The sequence below is a fragment of the Pseudomonas farris genome (genome assembly GCF_019145235.1).
GTDB classification, from domain to species: domain Bacteria; phylum Pseudomonadota; class Gammaproteobacteria; order Pseudomonadales; family Pseudomonadaceae; genus Aquipseudomonas; species Aquipseudomonas farris.
In genome coordinates this window covers 270,766-287,285 of sequence record NZ_JAHSTV010000004.1, presented here as the reverse complement: position 1 = coordinate 287,285, position 16,520 = coordinate 270,766, and the positions used below count along the sequence as shown (strand labels likewise).

At 59.9% G+C, this 16,520-nt stretch carries 11 protein-coding genes; 3 read left to right on the top strand and 8 right to left on the bottom strand.

Features of this window, described 5'->3' with window-relative positions; genetic code table 11:
• Positions 1-13 precede the first annotated feature (13 nt).
• Genes KVG95_RS10290 through bcsQ form a run of 5 tightly spaced genes read right to left on the bottom strand, consistent with a single transcriptional unit; the run spans position 14 to position 10,760 of the window.
• Positions 14-3,877: a cellulose biosynthesis protein BcsC gene (locus KVG95_RS10290; protein WP_217856169.1), complete on the bottom strand. Its 3,864-nt coding sequence runs from the start codon at positions 3,875-3,877 to the stop codon at positions 14-16.
• Positions 3,853-5,079: a cellulose synthase complex periplasmic endoglucanase BcsZ gene (gene bcsZ, locus KVG95_RS10285; protein WP_217856505.1), complete on the bottom strand. Its 1,227-nt coding sequence runs from the start codon at positions 5,077-5,079 to the stop codon at positions 3,853-3,855. Before bcsZ ends, KVG95_RS10290 begins: the two co-directional genes overlap by 25 nt.
• A 22-nt stretch (positions 5,080-5,101) precedes the next feature.
• The gene (bcsB, locus tag KVG95_RS10280) at positions 5,102-7,405 is read right to left on the bottom strand and encodes a cellulose biosynthesis cyclic di-GMP-binding regulatory protein BcsB (RefSeq protein WP_264082252.1); all 2,304 of its coding nucleotides are present in this window, start codon (positions 7,403-7,405) and stop codon (positions 5,102-5,104) included.
• Complete coding sequence (bcsA, locus tag KVG95_RS10275; RefSeq protein ID WP_217856165.1) at positions 7,402-9,633, bottom strand: UDP-forming cellulose synthase catalytic subunit; 2,232 nt, start codon at positions 9,631-9,633, stop codon at positions 7,402-7,404. Before bcsA ends, bcsB begins: the two co-directional genes overlap by 4 nt.
• Entirely contained in the window at positions 9,630-10,760 is a 1,131-nt protein-coding gene (gene bcsQ, locus KVG95_RS10270) for a cellulose biosynthesis protein BcsQ (RefSeq protein WP_217856163.1), read from the bottom strand. The genes bcsA and bcsQ overlap by 4 nt, the downstream gene beginning before the upstream one ends.
• 593 nt (positions 10,761-11,353) lie before the next feature.
• Here bcsQ and KVG95_RS10265 point away from each other — a divergent pair.
• The 3 genes from KVG95_RS10265 (at position 11,354) to KVG95_RS10255 (ending at position 14,119) form a co-directional block, all read left to right on the top strand.
• On the top strand, positions 11,354-11,551 hold the full coding sequence (locus KVG95_RS10265; protein WP_123722430.1) for a hypothetical protein: 198 nt from the start codon (positions 11,354-11,356) through the stop codon (positions 11,549-11,551).
• Between the two features lie 207 nt (positions 11,552-11,758).
• Entirely contained in the window at positions 11,759-12,856 is a 1,098-nt protein-coding gene (nspC, locus tag KVG95_RS10260) for a carboxynorspermidine decarboxylase (protein WP_048393627.1), read from the top strand.
• 27 nt (positions 12,857-12,883) lie between these two features.
• Complete coding sequence (locus KVG95_RS10255; protein WP_217856161.1) at positions 12,884-14,119, top strand: saccharopine dehydrogenase family protein; 1,236 nt, start codon at positions 12,884-12,886, stop codon at positions 14,117-14,119.
• A gap of 144 nt (positions 14,120-14,263) precedes the next feature.
• On the opposite strand, the gene KVG95_RS10250 is transcribed toward KVG95_RS10255, so the two are convergent.
• The 3 genes from KVG95_RS10250 to KVG95_RS10240 all read right to left on the bottom strand — a co-directional run bounded on the left by KVG95_RS10250 (position 14,264) and on the right by KVG95_RS10240 (position 16,513).
• Positions 14,264-14,944 carry a class I SAM-dependent methyltransferase gene (locus KVG95_RS10250; protein ID WP_217856159.1) on the bottom strand — a complete coding sequence of 227 codons (681 nt, stop codon included), beginning with the start codon at positions 14,942-14,944 and terminating at the stop codon, positions 14,264-14,266.
• Between the two features lie 71 nt (positions 14,945-15,015).
• On the bottom strand, positions 15,016-15,675 hold the full coding sequence (locus KVG95_RS10245; RefSeq protein WP_217856157.1) for a TetR/AcrR family transcriptional regulator: 660 nt from the start codon (positions 15,673-15,675) through the stop codon (positions 15,016-15,018).
• Positions 15,662-16,513: a 3-hydroxybutyryl-CoA dehydrogenase gene (locus tag KVG95_RS10240; protein ID WP_217856155.1), complete on the bottom strand. Its 852-nt coding sequence runs from the start codon at positions 16,511-16,513 to the stop codon at positions 15,662-15,664. The genes KVG95_RS10245 and KVG95_RS10240 overlap by 14 nt, the downstream gene beginning before the upstream one ends.
• Between the last annotated feature and the right edge of the window lie 7 nt (positions 16,514-16,520).

The following is a 16,520-nucleotide window of genomic DNA, read 5'->3' as shown; positions in this document are numbered from 1 at the left end:
AACTCCAGAATGATCAGTTGGAATAAGGCGAGGTGTACGGGCTGACCGGCAGGCTCATGGGGCCGCTGATGTCTTCGAACTGGTAGCGCAAAGACAGGGCACCGCTGAGTTGTTGGTAGTCATGGGCGTTGTCCAGGCCTAGATTGGCGCCCAGCAGGAAGTTCGAAGCGACCTTGTATTCAGCCGCCGCAGCGATGCTATAGCCGATCCCGGTTTTGTTTTGCCCTTCGTAGCGAAGGCCCGAGGCCGCTTGCATGGCTTTGTCGTTGGGGAAATAGTCGGCGCTGTCCTGCTCGAAATGCTGCACGCCGACCGAGCCCTTGACTTGATACGTCAAGCGTCCGGTGCGTTGTGCCCAGGTCACTGGCACGCCCAGGGCGAAGAACGTCTGCGGGCTGAAATAGCCGCCGTGGCCATAAGTGAAATAGTCCTGATTGTTGGCGTAGCTGATGCCGGTCATGCTCAGGCCGACGGTCAGCTTGCTGTCCGTTGCATTTTGCAGGTACCAGTAGACACCGCTGCCCAGCTCACCGCGGCTATTGGACTCGACATGGTTGCCCAATAGCTGGTGCCAGGAGGCGTAGCCATAGACGCCGACTTCGTTGTCGTCAAAGCTCAATTGGCCACGCCCGCCGTTGGCGGTCACGCCGCCCCAGGACTGCCCGCTGCGTTTGTCCGTGGTGCCGGCAAACGAGGTGACGCTGTCGGTCACCGGACGCCGCGAAACGCTCACACCGTAACGGACATTAGAGGTGTCGCTCACCGGGCGATCAATGCTGATGCCGCCGGTGGCGGTGCTGTATTTGAAGCCGAGCGGGGTGGTGCCGAGATCAGCTTTGAGCCCATCCGCGGGCCGTTGAATGGCGACGGAAAGACCAACACCCTCGGCTTTTTGCGAGCCGACGTTGCCACTTTGCGCACCGTTACCGAAACGCGACAGCGCCTCGCCGCTGACACTGCCAGCGTTCAGCGAGACCGGCGTCACGCGCAGGGCGACGCGGCTTTCATCCAGCGGGATATTGATTTCCAGCGGTGTCTCAATATCAGTCAGTTTGCTCAGCCCCGACTCACTGTTGTTGCTGCGAATGCTCACGCCCTGGGTGACGTAGGCACTGCGCTCCTGAAGGATCTTATTCAGTGCCAGTTGCGCGGGGCTGATGTCCTCGCTCACCAGTGCTGCGCGCGGCAGCTGCGACTCGTATGCATTGCTCGCCTGCTGCGGCCTTGGCAGTGCGTCGATGCCAAAAGGGGGGTGAGAGGTCATGCGGCCTGGCATCTCTTGAACCGGTGGCGGGATCGCTGCCAGCAAGGTGTCACGACTGACCTCGCTACGTGGACCCGACACCCCGGCAAAAGGGTTGGGCGCCACCGTCGAACCGGCCAGTTGGCCGCTCTGGCTTCTGCGTTTCTCACTCTGTTCAATGGCCACCGCTTTGCGCAGCAGATCGGTCGCCGTGCCGGTCTTGCCCATGTTCTGGTAGAGGCGGGCGGCCTCTGTCAGCGTTTGAGGGTTGCCGGATTCAGTCTTGAGCAGCTGTTGCAGTGCCTGTTCGGCAAAGGCAGTGTCATGTGCCAACACCGCCGCGTCGGCGGCACCCAACAGCAGTTGCGGGTCGTTTGGCTGACGTTGTAACAGCGGTTTGTAGAGTTCGAGGGCTTTTGCCGTGTCGCCATTGGCCGAGTACATCCGCGCCAGCGCCGCGACGGCAGCGCTGTCACCGGGACGTTGCGCCAGGGCGGGCGCTAGCGTGTCATAAGCGCTGGCCAGATTGCCTCGTTCACGCAGCTGGTCAGCCTGGCGGATGCGATAGAGATAGAGCAGGTCGTCGAAACGCTTGCGAGCCGGCGCGTTCAACGGCCTGTTCTGAAGGTCGCGCAGAATCTCGTTGACCTGTACGTCTTCTCCGGTTTTAAGCAGGACAGCGGCGTATTGCAGGATGAAGTCCGCCGAGGGCGCCGTGGTGTTTTGCAACTGGCCGCGCATGAGGGCCAGCGCACGGGTTGGCTCGCCGATGTCGACATACGCCGAGGCCAGGCTCGCCGTGCGATCTGGACTGTTGTTGGCCATCGGCTGAATACGATCGAGCAAGGTCAGGGCTTCCTGGCGCTGTCCGCGCTTGCCCAACTCGATCGCCTGGCTGAGTTGCAGGTTGAGGCTGACATCAGCGGCCAGCGCGTCCATGTCCGGGGTGCGCTGGTCGGGGCGCAAGCGTCCCAACGTTGTCTGGGCGGCTTTCCACTCACCCATCTGGACCGACAGCAAGGCGCTGACGTAAAGCGCATCGGCATTGTCGGGGCGGGCCTGGAGCATGGCGTTGATCAGGTCCCGAGCCTTTTGCGGTTCGCCCATCGCCAGGTTCAGGCGGGCCAGGGCGAAACGAGTCCAGATGTTGTCCGGCTCAACGCGCAGTGCGTCTTGCAAGGCGTTGCGCGCAGCGGGCAGGTCGTTGCGTTGTTCGGCGAGGGCGGCCAGTTGCGTCGCGCGCAAGGCTTGCAGGCGTGCGGACTGGCCGATCTTTGCCTGTCCGGTGGCGGGCAGGCTGTTAATCAGTTGCAAGGCTTCATCGTTCTTGCCGCTCTTGAGCAACACATTGACCAGCCCTTCCTGTGCTTGAGGGTCGTCGCGGCGCTGGTTCAAAATCTGCCGATAGTTGCGCTGAGCGTCATCGAACTGGCCCGCGCTGGCCTGAATATCTGCCAGGGCGAGGCGAGCATCTACCCCGTTTGGATTGAGCCGCAGCGCTTGGTTGACCAAGACCTGTGCCTGGGCTGTCTGGCCTTTGGCCTGGGCGTCGCGGGCTTGCTGCAACGCTGACCAGTAGCGCACTTCGCTCAGCGCAACTTGCCAGCGGCTGCCGTCGTTTTGTCGCGTGGCCTGACTCAAGAGCTTTTCCGCTTCGGCCAGTCGGTGTTGCTGCTGGCGAATAACCCCAAGGCCGCCCAGCGCATCAGCATCCTCGGGCCGGGTTTTCAAGCGCGCTTGAAAAGCCTGTTCGGCGGTGGCCTGATCGCCCTCTTTGAGCGCCTTCAGGCCGTGCGCGACTTCGGCGGGCGGTTGCCATTCCTTGCTGGCCGTCGTTGCCACCTGTTGCTTGCCCTTGTTCATCTGCGCCCGGATTTGCGCGTCATCCGGATGCGTCTTGAGGTACGCCTCGAACAACGGCACTTGTGCTGGATTGGGCGGACCGATCCAGGTCAGCGCCAGGCGCCAGCTTTCGTCGGCATCACCGGCAATGTCGGTACGTTGGGTCAGCGCGGCCAGGGCGCGGATGCCCTCGGCCCGGCTGTCTTCACGGCGGACCAGATGCTTGGCGTAAAACAGTGCGACGATCGAGTCGTTGGGCATCTCGCGTTGCAGGCGCTGAAAGCCGCTTCGTGCTTCAGCCCAGTCAGCCGGATTAAAGGCAAGGTTGTTGTAATACTCGCGGCCGATCGTACCTTGAGGTGGGCGGCCATCGAACAGCGCGCGAAACACTGCAGTCGCCTTGTCACGTTCACCGGCATCGACGAGGCGCCGAGCCTCTTCCAGACGCTGCTGGTTCTGCGGTTGGTCCACGCTGATGTCCTGCGCCAATTGCAGTGCCTGCCGAGGCGGTGGCTGGATGGCCTGCAAGCGGGCGAGGTATTGCTGAGCCTGTTGTGGCTTGCCCTGTTGCACGCCGATCAAGCCCAGGCCATATAGTGCGTCAACCTGGGCCGGGTCCAGCAGCAGGACTTTCAGCCAGACTTCCGCAGCGCGTTGTGGGTTGTTGTGCTGCTGCCAGTATTGCCCTTGCTCGACGAGTAATGTCTGTGGCGTCGGACTTTGAGCGTGGGCAGCAGCGGCCGTCCATGTGCTCATGACGGCGATGGCTAGCGTGCGGTGGTGCGCGTGCATGCGGTCTCCCAGGAGAGTTTCAGCGTTCCGTCTTCCCGGAATCGGTAATGTTTATCTGCCCATCCGAGGGCGAACAGGCTGAGCATGAAGTTGTAGTAACGCGGCGGCCCGGCGTCGGCATCAGGCCTGACCAGTGCCTCGTGCAAGGCGAGTTCCACGCGGCGTCGTTGCTGATCGGCCAGCCCGGGTTGGCCCTTGGCCTCAAGGTAGGGAATCAGTGCGGCCCAGAATCCGAACGGGCTCTGACCCTGAACACTGCCGTGGAGAACCTGGACTGTTTCCGGGGGGGAACCCGTCGCGAGAGTGCTGCGGGCCATGCCGTCCAGCCGTTTGAGCAGGAGCGCTGCCAGCGGTTCGGAGGTATCACTCATGCCCAGCCAGAGGTACACGCGAATGGCATCGTAGCTGCCCGTGTCGCCGTGGATCGGGTCGCTTACGAAGGCGCCCGATTGCGCGGAAGTGCCTCGATAACCGACCCAGTCAGCGACGAAACCATGGCGGCTTGATTGGGCAATCATCGTCGCGGTGTTGTTGGCAATCGCTTGCCAGGGCCCCGAGGGTGCTTCCTTTGCCAGCCGTCGTAACAGTGGCAGTGGCAGGTAGCTGGGGTTCAGGCGCCAGAGAGCGTCCGGCTGGACGAAGCCCTGTGGTCCAGGCAACACCATCGGGCCCAGCCCGGGCAGCTTGACGACCAATTGCGCTTCAATCGTCGCCATCAGGTGCAGGGCATCCTGGTGATAGTCCGGCCGATGCCACAGGCGTGCGGCTTCGAGCAAGGCGAAGGCGATCCACAGGTCGGCGTCGGCGGCCGAATTGGCGTCTTGCAGGCGCCACTGACCATCCGTGCCTTGCCCCCATAACCAGCCCGGCAGGCGTGTGGCGGTGGCGGAGCCTGCGAGGTTGGCTGAGGTCCAGCGCCAGAGTTTGTCAAAGCGTGGCTGATCGTTGCCGATCAGTGCGAAGAGCATGCCGTAGGACTGCCCTTCAGAGGTGCTGTGATTGTTCTCCAGGCTCGATTCCAGAACCCGGCCGTCGGCCTGGACGAAGCGCGTTGCATAGGTTTGCCACAGTGGCCAGGCTGGCAGCTCACAGGGGGTTGCGGCCACTATCGCAGGCGCCAGCAGAGCCAGTGCAAGCACAGCGCTCAACCTGCGCGTGTTACCGCGCAGGCACCGGCGAAGTGAAACACCTCGGCTGCTCATGGACGACACAGGCATGCGCGGCTCATTGACCAAGACGACGTTTGGCCCGTAAGCGCAGGGCCAGGTAGGCCATCGAAGAAAGCAGCAGGATCCCGAGGAGAGTGAACAGCATGAGCGCCATTACGTTTTGCGAGAGGTACCACTGCAGATAGCGCAATGGGCCCAAGCTCCCGACGTAGTAATCCTGCTCGGCGACCAGCGACTCGACATGCTTGCCCCTGACCACCACCAGACTGCCTTGCAGCTGGCGGGCATTTTCCTCGCTGCTGAGCAGGGCGTTGGTTACGTCGGCCAAGCCGTCGGGCCTTGCGCTGGCGATAAACACCACACTGCGCCCACTCTTGAGCGGCGATTCGAATCCAGTCAGATAAGCACTGCCGTCGTCAGCGGTAAACCTGAAGCTGCTGCGCGCTTCACGCAGATTGGTTTTCGTATCCGGGCTGATCCAGTTGCGCAGGCGCAATGGCAGGTCAGACAGTTCAAAGTACTGCGCAGCATCTTCGCCCTTGGCAGGCAGAAGGTTTCGCCATTGCTCCAGCAGCGGCTGATTGTTGCCCGAGGCGAGCACCAGCAAATCCCGGTCGCTTTGCTCGGCTACCTGGTCGGCGTGGACTGCCTTCACGCCGGTGGCCGGATAACCGGTGGAGTCGCCGAAGCGGCCCAGCAGGGTCAGGTAGGCGCTCAGATCGGCCGGGCCTGGCTCGTCGGGCAGGATCACCGATGTTTCAGAAAGGTCGGCCATGCGGGTGAACGGGAAGCCACTGTCCTTGAACACCCCGAGGTTGGGCATGGCCATGAAATGTTCGTATTGGCTGAGGTCCAGGGTCGAGTCCGGGTCGATCACACCGCGCATGTTGTCGATGATGATGTCGCGGCATTCGCCCTGTTTGATGTAGTCATACATAAAGCGAAATTGCAGGCGCGATTGCAGCGCTACGGAATTGAGCGGCAACAGCATGCGCGACGTGCGGGCCAGGCTGTCGTCGGTTTTGAGCATCGCCAGCAGGCTGTCGCTGCTGCCGAGTTTCTCGATCGAAGGCAGATCGATCGACTTGATGAAGGTGTCGTTGAAGTTGACCAGCAACGAGGAATTGGTGGAGACCGGTTGCGGCGTATAGCGGTATTTCAGGTCAAGTTGCGCACCGGGCTCACGCCAGTTGAACAGGTCGGGTGGCAAGCGCAGCGCAACCGTCATTTGCCCCGGGTTATAACCCGACACATTGAGTTCTGCGGGCTTCGCCAGTTCACCCAGGCGAACCGGGCGATCGGAGGGCAGCCAGTTAGGCGCGTCGTACGGTCGGCGTGGCTTGAGCGAGTCGATCCGGTCTATCACTACGCTCTGCCCGGAGAAGGCCGAGCCACCGAGAGCCAGCGCTGTCGCGGCGACCTTGAGATCGGCGCCATCGCGCCCGGAGACGATCAACAGTTTGCCCTGAGCATCATTCGGGTTGCTCACGAGTGTCAATGTCGGCCCCGTGGCCTCTTTGACCGGTAAGCCACTCAAGGCCGTTGATTCGCTGCCGCTGACAAACACCACGGCGTTGCCTTTGGCCGGCAGGCTGGTGAGGCTGGCGGGGAAGGTTGCGCCGCGGTAGCTGGCCAGCGCGCCAAACCAGGACGACAGGATACCGGCGGCCTCAAGCTCAGGGCCGCCCGGGCGCCCGGCGAACACGAAGGGCAGCTTCAGGGGCGAGGCATCTCGACGATCGAACAAGGGCAGCGGCAGAGCGGACAGGTCGTTGGGCTGTTTAATCGAGGACACCTGGAGGCTCAGTTGACTCTCGTTGCCGATCCGGGCCCACAGGCTGGAGTGCAAAGGGTCTTCACATTGCATCGTGTAGTGACCGATGAACTGCAGGCTGAGCCGGTTGAATTCGGTGATGGTCTGCGGCGGAATCTGCACGGTCCGGGTCTGCAATTTACCGGCCTCTTCCTTCGGGAGGGGCAGGCTGGCGGCCACTTGATCGTTGACCAGCACATTGATCTGCGAAAGGTCGGCCAGCAGCGCCGGTGAGTAGCTGTACTGCAGCGTGACCTGCGCAGCCGTGACGACTTCATCGGCGCGCACATCGAAGTTCACACTGTCGGTAGCCTCCACGCCTTTAAGGGTCATCGAATAGCTTTTGCCCAGCTCCTTGAGGGTGCGGGTATAGCTGTTGTTCGGGGCATCGGCCCCGGGCAACGCTGCGACCGGCATCATTGCCGGCTCTGTGGCGCTGATTTGGGCGGCAGCACTCAATGCCCAGCCGCTCCAGCTCACTAGCGAGCAGGTGATCAGCATGAGTGAGCGACGAGGAAGAAAGGTCCGGCGAGTGGAAGGCTTCAAGATCGTTGCGTGTCCGCGGTGGAGTCGATGGGTGATGGAGTGTCCGGGCGTTTGCGCAGCAGCGCCTGGCTGTCCTTTAGGGTTGCAACGAACAAGCGCAGGATGGCGCGAAAGCCAATGCTGCTGACCTCGCGCAACGCCGACATTGGCGCGTCGAGGCGGCCGTTACCCCACGTGTTGGCCCAGGTGTCGGCCCGTGAAAAGGTCAGTCGCACCAGCTCACTTTGCTGGCGCAGGGTCAAAGCCTCGAATTGCACGCCCGCCACGTTGTCGTTGCTGAAGACCGTTTTTGCGGGAAAGAGGCTTGAGGGAGGCGTGCGCAGAATGCACAGCCGCAGCTTCTCATTGACGTTGAGCAGAACCTGCGGTGGCAGTGCCAGACCCACGCCGTTTTGTGAGAAGTCCCGGGTAATGCAATCGAACCAGGTGCCGTCTTCGCGATAGACGCGCACGGGCAGATCCGCGGGCACCCTGGGTTCGTTGCGCACCTGAGAGGACTCAGTGGCCACCGCCACAGCGGTGCTGACGATGACGATGTTGTACACGGTCCAGGCCAGGTTGATCAGCAGGGTAGTGGCCTCGGCAGAATCACTCCCGATCAGTTTCACCACGCCGATCGCCAGACCGACCATGTTCAAGGTCAGCAGGACGATATAAGGCCGCGCGAGCTTCCAGTTGAAATAGTCCTCTTCGATGGTGCCGCCCTTGTCGGTCACGTTGAATCTGCCCAGCGAAGGGCTGATCAGGGCCAATAGCACCGGTCGCATGATGTACCAGGCCAATACCGACTCATACACTTCGTTCCAGAAGGAATGGCGGAAGCGCCCCTGGATGCTGGAGTTGGTCAGGCTGGAATGGAAAATATGCGGCAGTACATAGACCGTGACCATCAACGCCGAGGCATGGAAAATCTGCGCGTCGAAAAACAGGTAAGCCAAGGGTGCGGTCAAGAACACCAGGCGGGGCAGGCTGTAGAAAAAGTGCATCATGGCGTTGAGGTAGCAGATGCGCTGCCCCAGGTTCAGTCCTTTGCCAAACAACGGATTGTCGGTCCGAAAAATCTGCGCCATGCCCCGCGCCCAGCGTGTGCGCTGGCTGATGTGTCGGGAAAGGCTTTCGGTGGCCAGTCCCGCCGCTTGTGGAACGGCGAGGTAAGCGGTATTGAAACCACGGCGATTGAGCTTGAGTGCCGTGTGCGCATCTTCCGTCACGGTTTCGGTGGCGATGCCGCCGACTTCCAGCAAATGAGTCCGTCGGATGACCGCGCACGAGCCACAGAAGAAAGCCGCGTTCCACAAGTCGTTGCCGTCCTGCACCAGGCCGTAGAACAGCTCACCTTCATTGGGTACCGAGCGAAAGGTATCGAGGTTTTTTTCGAACGGATCGGGTGAATAGAAAAAGTGCGGCGTTTGCAGCAACGCCAGGTTCGGGTCCTTTAAAAACCAGCCCATGGTGATCTGCAGGAAGGAGCGGGTGGGCACGTGGTCGGCGTCGAATATGGCAATGAACTCGCCATCGGTAACTTTGAGTGCCTCGTTGAGGTTGCCGGCCTTGGCATGTTGATTGTTGTCGCGGGTGATGTAGTTGACACCAATCTGCTGACAGAAAACCTTGAATTCCTCCCGGCGTCCGTCATCGAGCATGTGCACCCGCAGTTTGCCCTCGGGCCAGTCAATGGCCTGAGCAGCGAGCACCACCAGTTTGACGATACCCAATGATTCGTTATAGGTCGGAATGAAGACGTCTACCGTCGGCCATTCTGCGGGCGGCTGTTGCAGAAACTGCGGTTTGCGGTGCAACGGCCAGGCGGTCTGTACATAGCCGAACACCAGGACGAGCAAGGCATACAGCTCGGCCAGCACCAGCCCGTAGCCAAATACGGCATCCTGCCAGTTGTCGAAATTCAGGGTGTCGGAGAGGCGCCAGTACATGTAACGCAACGAAGCGACCAGCGAGAGGGTGATCAGGGTCAAGATCGCCAGACGCCCGGCTTGCTTGCGGATGATCAGGCTGGCGGCAAAACAGACGGCGGCAAACGCGGCCTGGGAATACAGATTCAGCGGCGCAGTGAGGATACCCAGCACCAATAATGCTGCGATCAGCCCGGCTGAGATCTTCAGGCCTTGGCGCCAACGCAGGGGCCATCGACTGGCGCGAGCCTGGAAAGTATCCAGTAGCCCCTGCAACCACCACGTCTTTGCAGGTAGCTGATTCAGCTGGGCGGTCATGGCGTGCCCTGCTGGCTGGAAGTATCCGCGAAAAGCAAGGCATGGACCGCGCCGGACAGCGAAAGAATGTCCCGGTAGCCAATGCTCTCAGGTGCGTACTGGAGGAGGTCCCGACCATAGGCCAGCGACTCGTTGAACTGGTGATCGAGGCGAATCGTCCCGATCAGGTCAGCGCCGAGCCGCCGCAGAAACAGCACGCCCATGTCCCTGCTGAACGAACGCGAGTCATCCCGTTGGTTGATCACATACCGGTGCCGCTGCGCGCGTCGTCGGGTGGTTTCCAGCCACTGGGTCATGGTGTCCAGTGCCAGGTAGGAAGCCGCGTCGGCCACCGTTATCACCAGCACCAGATCGGCGGCGTCGAGTGCCTGTTGCGAATAGACGGTCGCACCCGAAGGAGTGTCCAGGATCACGGTATCGTTTTCGCTGAGGTCCATTGACGCAAGGTGCTGATTCAACCAGTCAGAATCTTCAAGCATCAATTGCTTGAGCAATCGGCGATCGTTCACCTCGCCAGTGCCGAAGGGCAGGCACTCACTGTCGCTAAAGCCTGGCAGGCGATGAGCGCCCCAGTCTGCGTTCTGCTCTTTGAGCTGGATCAGCCCGGGAGCCTGCCTGGTGATACCCAAGTGGCTGGACAGCGCGTTCTGAGGGTCCAGATCAATCGCGATGGTTCGCCCACCGGGGCGCCGAAATGTTTTTGCGAGGCCAGCGGCGACGGTGCTTTTACCCACCCCACCATTCGCCGAAACGATAGCAATGACCTTCGCTTTGGTCCGCTTGCGAGTCGTTTCTGGCAGACCGTCTCGACGAACCTGATTGAGTTCACGCAACAGGTCGCTCAATCGCTGACGATCACCCGTAGCAGAACTGGCAGGTGGCACGGTCAGGGGAGGGGATTTGGGCGCGCCAATCAATAAAGAAGGCTGTGGCTCGTCCAGTAAAAACACAGGGGGCGTTGGTGTTGGTGTTGGGGGAGGCAAGGCTACCGACGGTTCTGGCTCAACCAGTACAGGTGTAACTGGGTCGTCTTTGAAAGCTTTATAGTTCGGTTGTATTTCCTGATAGTTCTCCGCATTAGCGCCAAAACGTGTAAAGAGTTTCGTAATATCGTCTACATATTTCATGCGTTGTACCGGGAATGAAATAACTTAGAAACTCAGCATTCCATTAACTTAACAAAGTTGATGTATCGTCTGGGCGTTGGCAGAGTGCCATTAATCTAGGGTGCCGGCCTCTGGGTGTCAATGGTTGTTATAAAAAGTCAGCAAGGCTTGTTAATGTTAATTTGAGTGTTATTAAAGCGTTATGTTATTCGTGGAAAGTGTTAGTTGAATGCGTCAAGATAATGACTGTCCAATCAGGTGCAGTGTGCTGATAGGTGATGGGTTTATTTGTTGAGGGGGATAACTTCCGGCGCGATGAAGTGTGAGTGCGGATCGCCTTCGATGATTTGATGCTGGGTTATGTCTTAAAAGAAGTTGACTGATGTATTTGAAGAAGTGGTGGTGGTTTAAAAGAGACTTTTTCGTATAAGGCAAGCTGTTTAAGAGATGCCAGGCAGGCGTTACATGCAGACTGGCTCTGGCCGTTGAAAACCTGGTCAGTCAGTTAAGCGAGTAAACCGCTTTTCGTAGGAGCCAGACTTGCCGACGAAGGCGCTCTTAAGGACGCCTTTTCCCTCCAGTCCACTGCCTTCCCATCATGACGGCGCGCGCATGTGGAGTGCGACATCACCCAGCCCGCCGGGCTGACCGAAGCGGGCAAAGCTGATGCCAAAATCATCAAGCAAAAAAAAAGCCGCCTAAAGTGGCAGCAGAAAAAACAGCAGGCGTTGAGCAGCCTGAGTATTGCTATTGGAAGGTTACAAAACGATGACGAATTTTTATGCATCGAAGACGGCATTTCGTCACCGTGAGGACCAGGCAGCATCCGATGGCGCGGCGCCCCGCTATGCATCATTCTGGGCAGCACTGACTGACGGCCGTTCAAGCCGCCGGTGGCGTTGCCTCTTTGGATCCAGTTAGGGCGACTCAGCGATCTGCGCTCTCTGCTCTTTCGATATGTAGCCAGTGAAGGCACAATGCGCATCCTTTTTTTGGCTGGCCTTGCCGGAGGCCTCGAAATGATCAAGACGCCGTACTACCTCATCGACAAACAAAAGCTGCTGGCGAACATGCAGAAGATCGCTTATGTGCGCGAACAGTCCGGGGCGAAGGCCCTGCTGGCACTCAAGTGCTTCGCCACCTGGTCGGTATTCGATCTGATGCAGCAATACATGGACGGCACCACGTCGTCGTCGCTCTACGAGCTCAAGCTCGGTCGACAGAAGTTCGCTGGCGAGACCCACGCCTACAGCGTGGCCTGGGCCGACGACGAGATTGAGGAGATGCTCGACAACTGCGACAAGATCATCTTCAACTCCATCGGCCAGTTGCAGCGCTACACTGAAGCTTCAGCAGGCAAGGTGCGCGGTCTGCGGGTCAATCCGCAGGTGAGCAGCTCGGATTACCTGCTGGCCGATCCGGCGCGGCCGTTCAGCCGTCTGGGCGAGTGGGATCCGGTGAAGATCGAGCAGGTCATCGAGCAGATCTCGGGCTTCATGTTCCACAACAACTGCGAGAACGCCGATTTCGGCCTGTTCGACCAGATGCTGTGCACCATCGAAGAGCGGTTCGGCCATCTGCTGCACAAGGTCGAGTGGGTCAGCCTGGGTGGCGGCATTCACTTCACCGGTGAAGGCTACGCGATCGACGAGTTCTGCGCGCGGCTCAAGGCCTTTTCGCAAAAATACGGCGTGCAGGTCTACCTGGAGCCGGGAGAAGCCGCCATCACTCAGAGCGCATCGCTGGAAGTCACCGTGCTCGACACCCTTTACAACGGCAAGCACCTGGCCGTCGTGGACAGCTCCATCGAGGCGCACATGCTCGATCTGCTGATCTATCGCCTGAATGCCAAGCTGGCGCCCAGCGAAGGCGAACACACCTACATGGTGTGCGGCAAATCCTGCCTGGCCGGCGACATTTTCGGTGAGTATCAATTTGATCGTCCTTTGGCCATCGGCGATCGGCTGTCGTTCATCGACGCTGCGGGTTACACCATGGTCAAGAAGAACTGGTTCAACGGCCTGAAAATGCCGTCCATCGTAGTGAAACAACTCGACGGTAGTGTCGAGGTGGTTCGTGAGTTTGGTTACAACGACTACATGTCCAGCCTTTCGTAAGCTGGCAGAGAAGGAGAGAGAGAAAAATTGAAGAAGAACGTACTTATCATTGGTGCAGGAGGTGTCGCCAAGGTGGTGGCCCACAAGTGCGCGCAGCACAACGATGAACTCGGTCGTATTGCTATCGCGTCGCGCAACATCTCCAAATGCCAGGCCATCATCGACAGCGTCAAGGCCAAGGGCAGCCTCAAAGAGCCCGCTGACATCAAAGCCTTCTCGCTCAACGCTATGGATGTCGAGGCGACCAAGGCGCTGATCCGCGAAACCGGATCGCAGATCGTCATCAACGTCGGTTCTGCCTTCCTCAACATGTCGGTGCTGCGTGCCTGCATCGATACCGGCGTGGCCTACCTGGACACCGCGATTCACGAAGAGCCGGGCAAAATCTGCGAGACGCCGCCCTGGTACGGCAACTACGAGTGGAAGCACCTCGAAGAATGCAAAGAGAAGAACATCACCGCGATCCTCGGTGTGGGCTTCGACCCGGGTGTGGTCAACGCCTATGCAGCGTTGGCACAACAACAGTATTTCGACCGTATTGATTCGATCGACATTCTCGACGTCAATGCCGGTTCCCATGGCAAGTATTTCGCCACCAATTTCGATCCGGAAATCAATTTCCGCGAATTCACCGGACAAGTGTGGAGCTGGCAGAACAGTCAGTGGACCAGCAACACAATGTTCGAAGTCAAACGCACCGACGACCTGCCGGTTGTAGGGGCGCAGAATCTGTACCTGACCGGCCACGATGAAGTGCACTCCCTGTCGAAGAACCTCGGCGTGCCCAACGTGCGTTTCTGGATGAGCTTTGGCGAGCACTACATCAATGTGTTCACCGTACTCAGGAACCTCGGCCTGCTCTCCGAGCAACCGGTCAAAACCGCTGAAGGCCTGGAAGTCGTGCCGCTGAAAGTGGTCAAGGCCGTGCTCCCTGATCCGAGCTCGCTGGCGCCTGGCTACACCGGCAAGACCTGCATCGGTGATCTGGTAAAAGGCACCAAGGATGGCCAGCCGCGCGAAGTGTTCATCTACAACGTGGCCGACCACGAAGAAGCTTACGCAGAAACCGACAGCCAGGGCATTTCCTATACCGCTGGCGTGCCACCTGTGGCGGCAGCCCTGCTGGTCGCACGCGGGGAGTGGGATGTGCAGCGCATGGCCAACGTCGAGGAGCTGCCAGCCGAGCCGTTCCTCAAGGCGCTGGATGTGATGGGTCTGCCGACCCGCATCAAGGACGAGAATGGAGACCGTCCCTGGAGCTGAAACGCCCTGAGGCGCGCAAAATACAGGTGAATCTTGTATTGCGCTCCAAACGCACAAACGCCGCTCTTTGAGCGGCGTTTTTGTTTGTGCGTCATTTGTCGGGCTTGTTGAGGCCTGGATCAAGATGGCTACTTTTGCCCCAGGCTAATCGCAATCACTCCGTTGTTCAGCCACCAACAGCAACGACTGCGGCACAGGACTTTGCGGGTGCTGCGGTTCCTGCAGGCTGGCCAGCCGAAAACCGGCCATGTCCAGCGCATTGAGCCAACTGGACAGCGTGCGGAAGTACCACGGCATGGGTTGCCACTGCCCTTTGAACCCAGTGAAGGTCTCCTCCCGCCAACCATCCTGATAGTCGCCCGCCGCCGCGGTCCATGGATGCAGCGTCTGGATCACCAGCGCACCGCCAGGGGCGAGCAGGGCGTTCATGGCGGCGAGCAGGGGGATGATGTCCTGGTGCAGCAGGGCGAAGTTGGCGCAGATCAGGTCGTAGTCGCTGCCGATATCCACCTTCGCCTCCACCAACTCTTCATAGCTCGCCAAATGCACCCGCGAAGAGCCCGCCGCCCGCGCCGCCTCGACCAGCGTCGCATCGCCATCCACACCGACCGCCTCGATGGCCCGTTCAGCCAGCGCACGCAACAGCCAACCCTCGCCGCAGCCCAGGTCGAGCACATGCTCGGGTTGGCGGCTTAGTACCGCCAGCAGGATTGCCTGGTCGGTGACCTTGAGGCGGCTTTCGATGGTGCCGGTGCGGATAGCCTCGATCCAGGATTGGGCATTGTGGTGCCAGCTCTGGAGCAGGGTTGATTCGGGGGCGGGCATTTCGATGTCCGGAGTTGTGGGTTGATGAAAGGATAGGACAAGTGCTGGTGGGCAGACCTTCTTGTAACGCTTTATAACGCGGCGGGTGTCTGGTTTTTTCTAGATATTTTTTCTAGAGACGGGGCGAGGCTTATCGCCTCAGGTGGGCGTCTTGGCGCCAGCAACCGCTCAATGGCGCCACTCACCATGTTTTCCATCAGATTATCGCGCTCTTGTTCATCCAGCGAATAGTGCGTCAGCCAACTGGGCGCGCCGTTGAGCAAGGCGGCAATGGCATGACCGGCGGCCATCCGGCCCTGTTCACTGAATCGGGGTCGGACGCCGAGCATCAGCAGCAACTTGCGTTCGTACTGTTCGCGCAGTTGCCGGACCCGTTCCTGCTGCTCTTCATTCAGGCAGCCGCTGTCGCGCTCCACCAGACGAAAATGCCAGGGCATCTCCCGATGCAGATTCAGGTGCGCGCGGATCAATTGGTTGAGTCTGTCGCGTTTTGCCGGGGCCGCGTGTTCGATGCGCCCCAGGGTGGCTAGCAGCTCTTCGTAGAACTCCTCGATCAGGTCGAGCAGCATGTGCTGCTTGCTGGGGTAATGGTGATACAGCGAGCCCGGGGCGAGCCCCAGGCAGGTCGCGAGCTCACGCATGCCGACTTGGCCGAAACCCTTGCTGGCAAAGAGCTCCAGCACCTTGTCCCGGTATTCGGCGAAGCGCGAGCAACGCTCAGGCGTAGGCATGGAAGCCACGCCCTGTTTTGCGTCCCAGGTAGCCGGCGGCGACCATTTCCTTGAGCAGTGGAGCGGGGCGGTATTTGCTGTCGTTGAAGCCGTCGTAGAAGGCTTCAAGGATTGCCAGCACAGTGTCCAGGCCGATCAGGTCCGCCAACGCCAGCGGGCCGATCGGCTGGTTGCAGCCCAGGCGCATGCCGGCGTCGATGTCTTCGGCGCTGGCCAGGCCTTCCTGAAACACCAGGATCGCTTCATTAATCATCGGGACCAGAATCCGGTTGACTACGAAACCCGGACGGTTGCCGGCGGTGATCGCGGTTTTGCCGAGTGTGGTCGCCATGTCCAGCGCCAAGGCGTGGGTAGCATCGCTGGTTTGCAGGCCACGAATCACTTCGATCAGGCCCATGACCGGCACCGGGTTGAAGAAATGCAGACCGATGAAGCGCTCAGGCTGACTGACACTGGCAGCGAGTTGAGTAATGGACAGCGACGACGTGTTCGAGGCAATCACACAGTCGGCGCTGACCTGCGCGGCGATTTGTTGCAGCACGCGCAGTTTCAGGTCGAGGTTTTCGGTGGCGGCTTCGATCACCATCTGCACGTTTTGCAGGCTGTTGTAATCGGTACTGGTGCGAATCTTGTCGAGGGCAGCGAGCTTTTGCTCATGGGTCAGCGTGTTTTTGGCGACCTGCCGATCGAGGTTTTTATCGACGGTCGCGATTGCCTTTTGCAAAGCACTCTCGGAGATGTCGATCAACGTCACATTGATGCCGGCCAGGGCGCAGACTTGCGCGATGCCATTGCCCATGGTGCCGGCGCCGATGACGCCAATGTTTTGAAGATTCATGCGCATG

Coding starts and splice junctions, on each gene's coding strand:
- KVG95_RS10290 (WP_217856169.1), bottom strand. CDS start 3,877: ATGCACGCGCACCACCGCACGCTAGCCATCGCCGTCATGAGCACATGG.
- bcsZ (WP_217856505.1), bottom strand. CDS start 5,079: ATGAGCAGCCGAGGTGTTTCACTTCGCCGGTGCCTGCGCGGTAACACG.
- bcsA (WP_217856165.1), bottom strand. CDS start 9,633: ATGACCGCCCAGCTGAATCAGCTACCTGCAAAGACGTGGTGGTTGCAG.
- bcsQ (WP_217856163.1), bottom strand. CDS start 10,760: ATGAAATATGTAGACGATATTACGAAACTCTTTACACGTTTTGGCGCT.
- nspC (WP_048393627.1), top strand. CDS start 11,759: ATGATCAAGACGCCGTACTACCTCATCGACAAACAAAAGCTGCTGGCG.
- KVG95_RS10250 (WP_217856159.1), bottom strand. CDS start 14,944: ATGCCCGCCCCCGAATCAACCCTGCTCCAGAGCTGGCACCACAATGCC.
- KVG95_RS10245 (WP_217856157.1), bottom strand. CDS start 15,675: ATGCCTACGCCTGAGCGTTGCTCGCGCTTCGCCGAATACCGGGACAAG.
- KVG95_RS10240 (WP_217856155.1), bottom strand. CDS start 16,513: ATGAATCTTCAAAACATTGGCGTCATCGGCGCCGGCACCATGGGCAAT.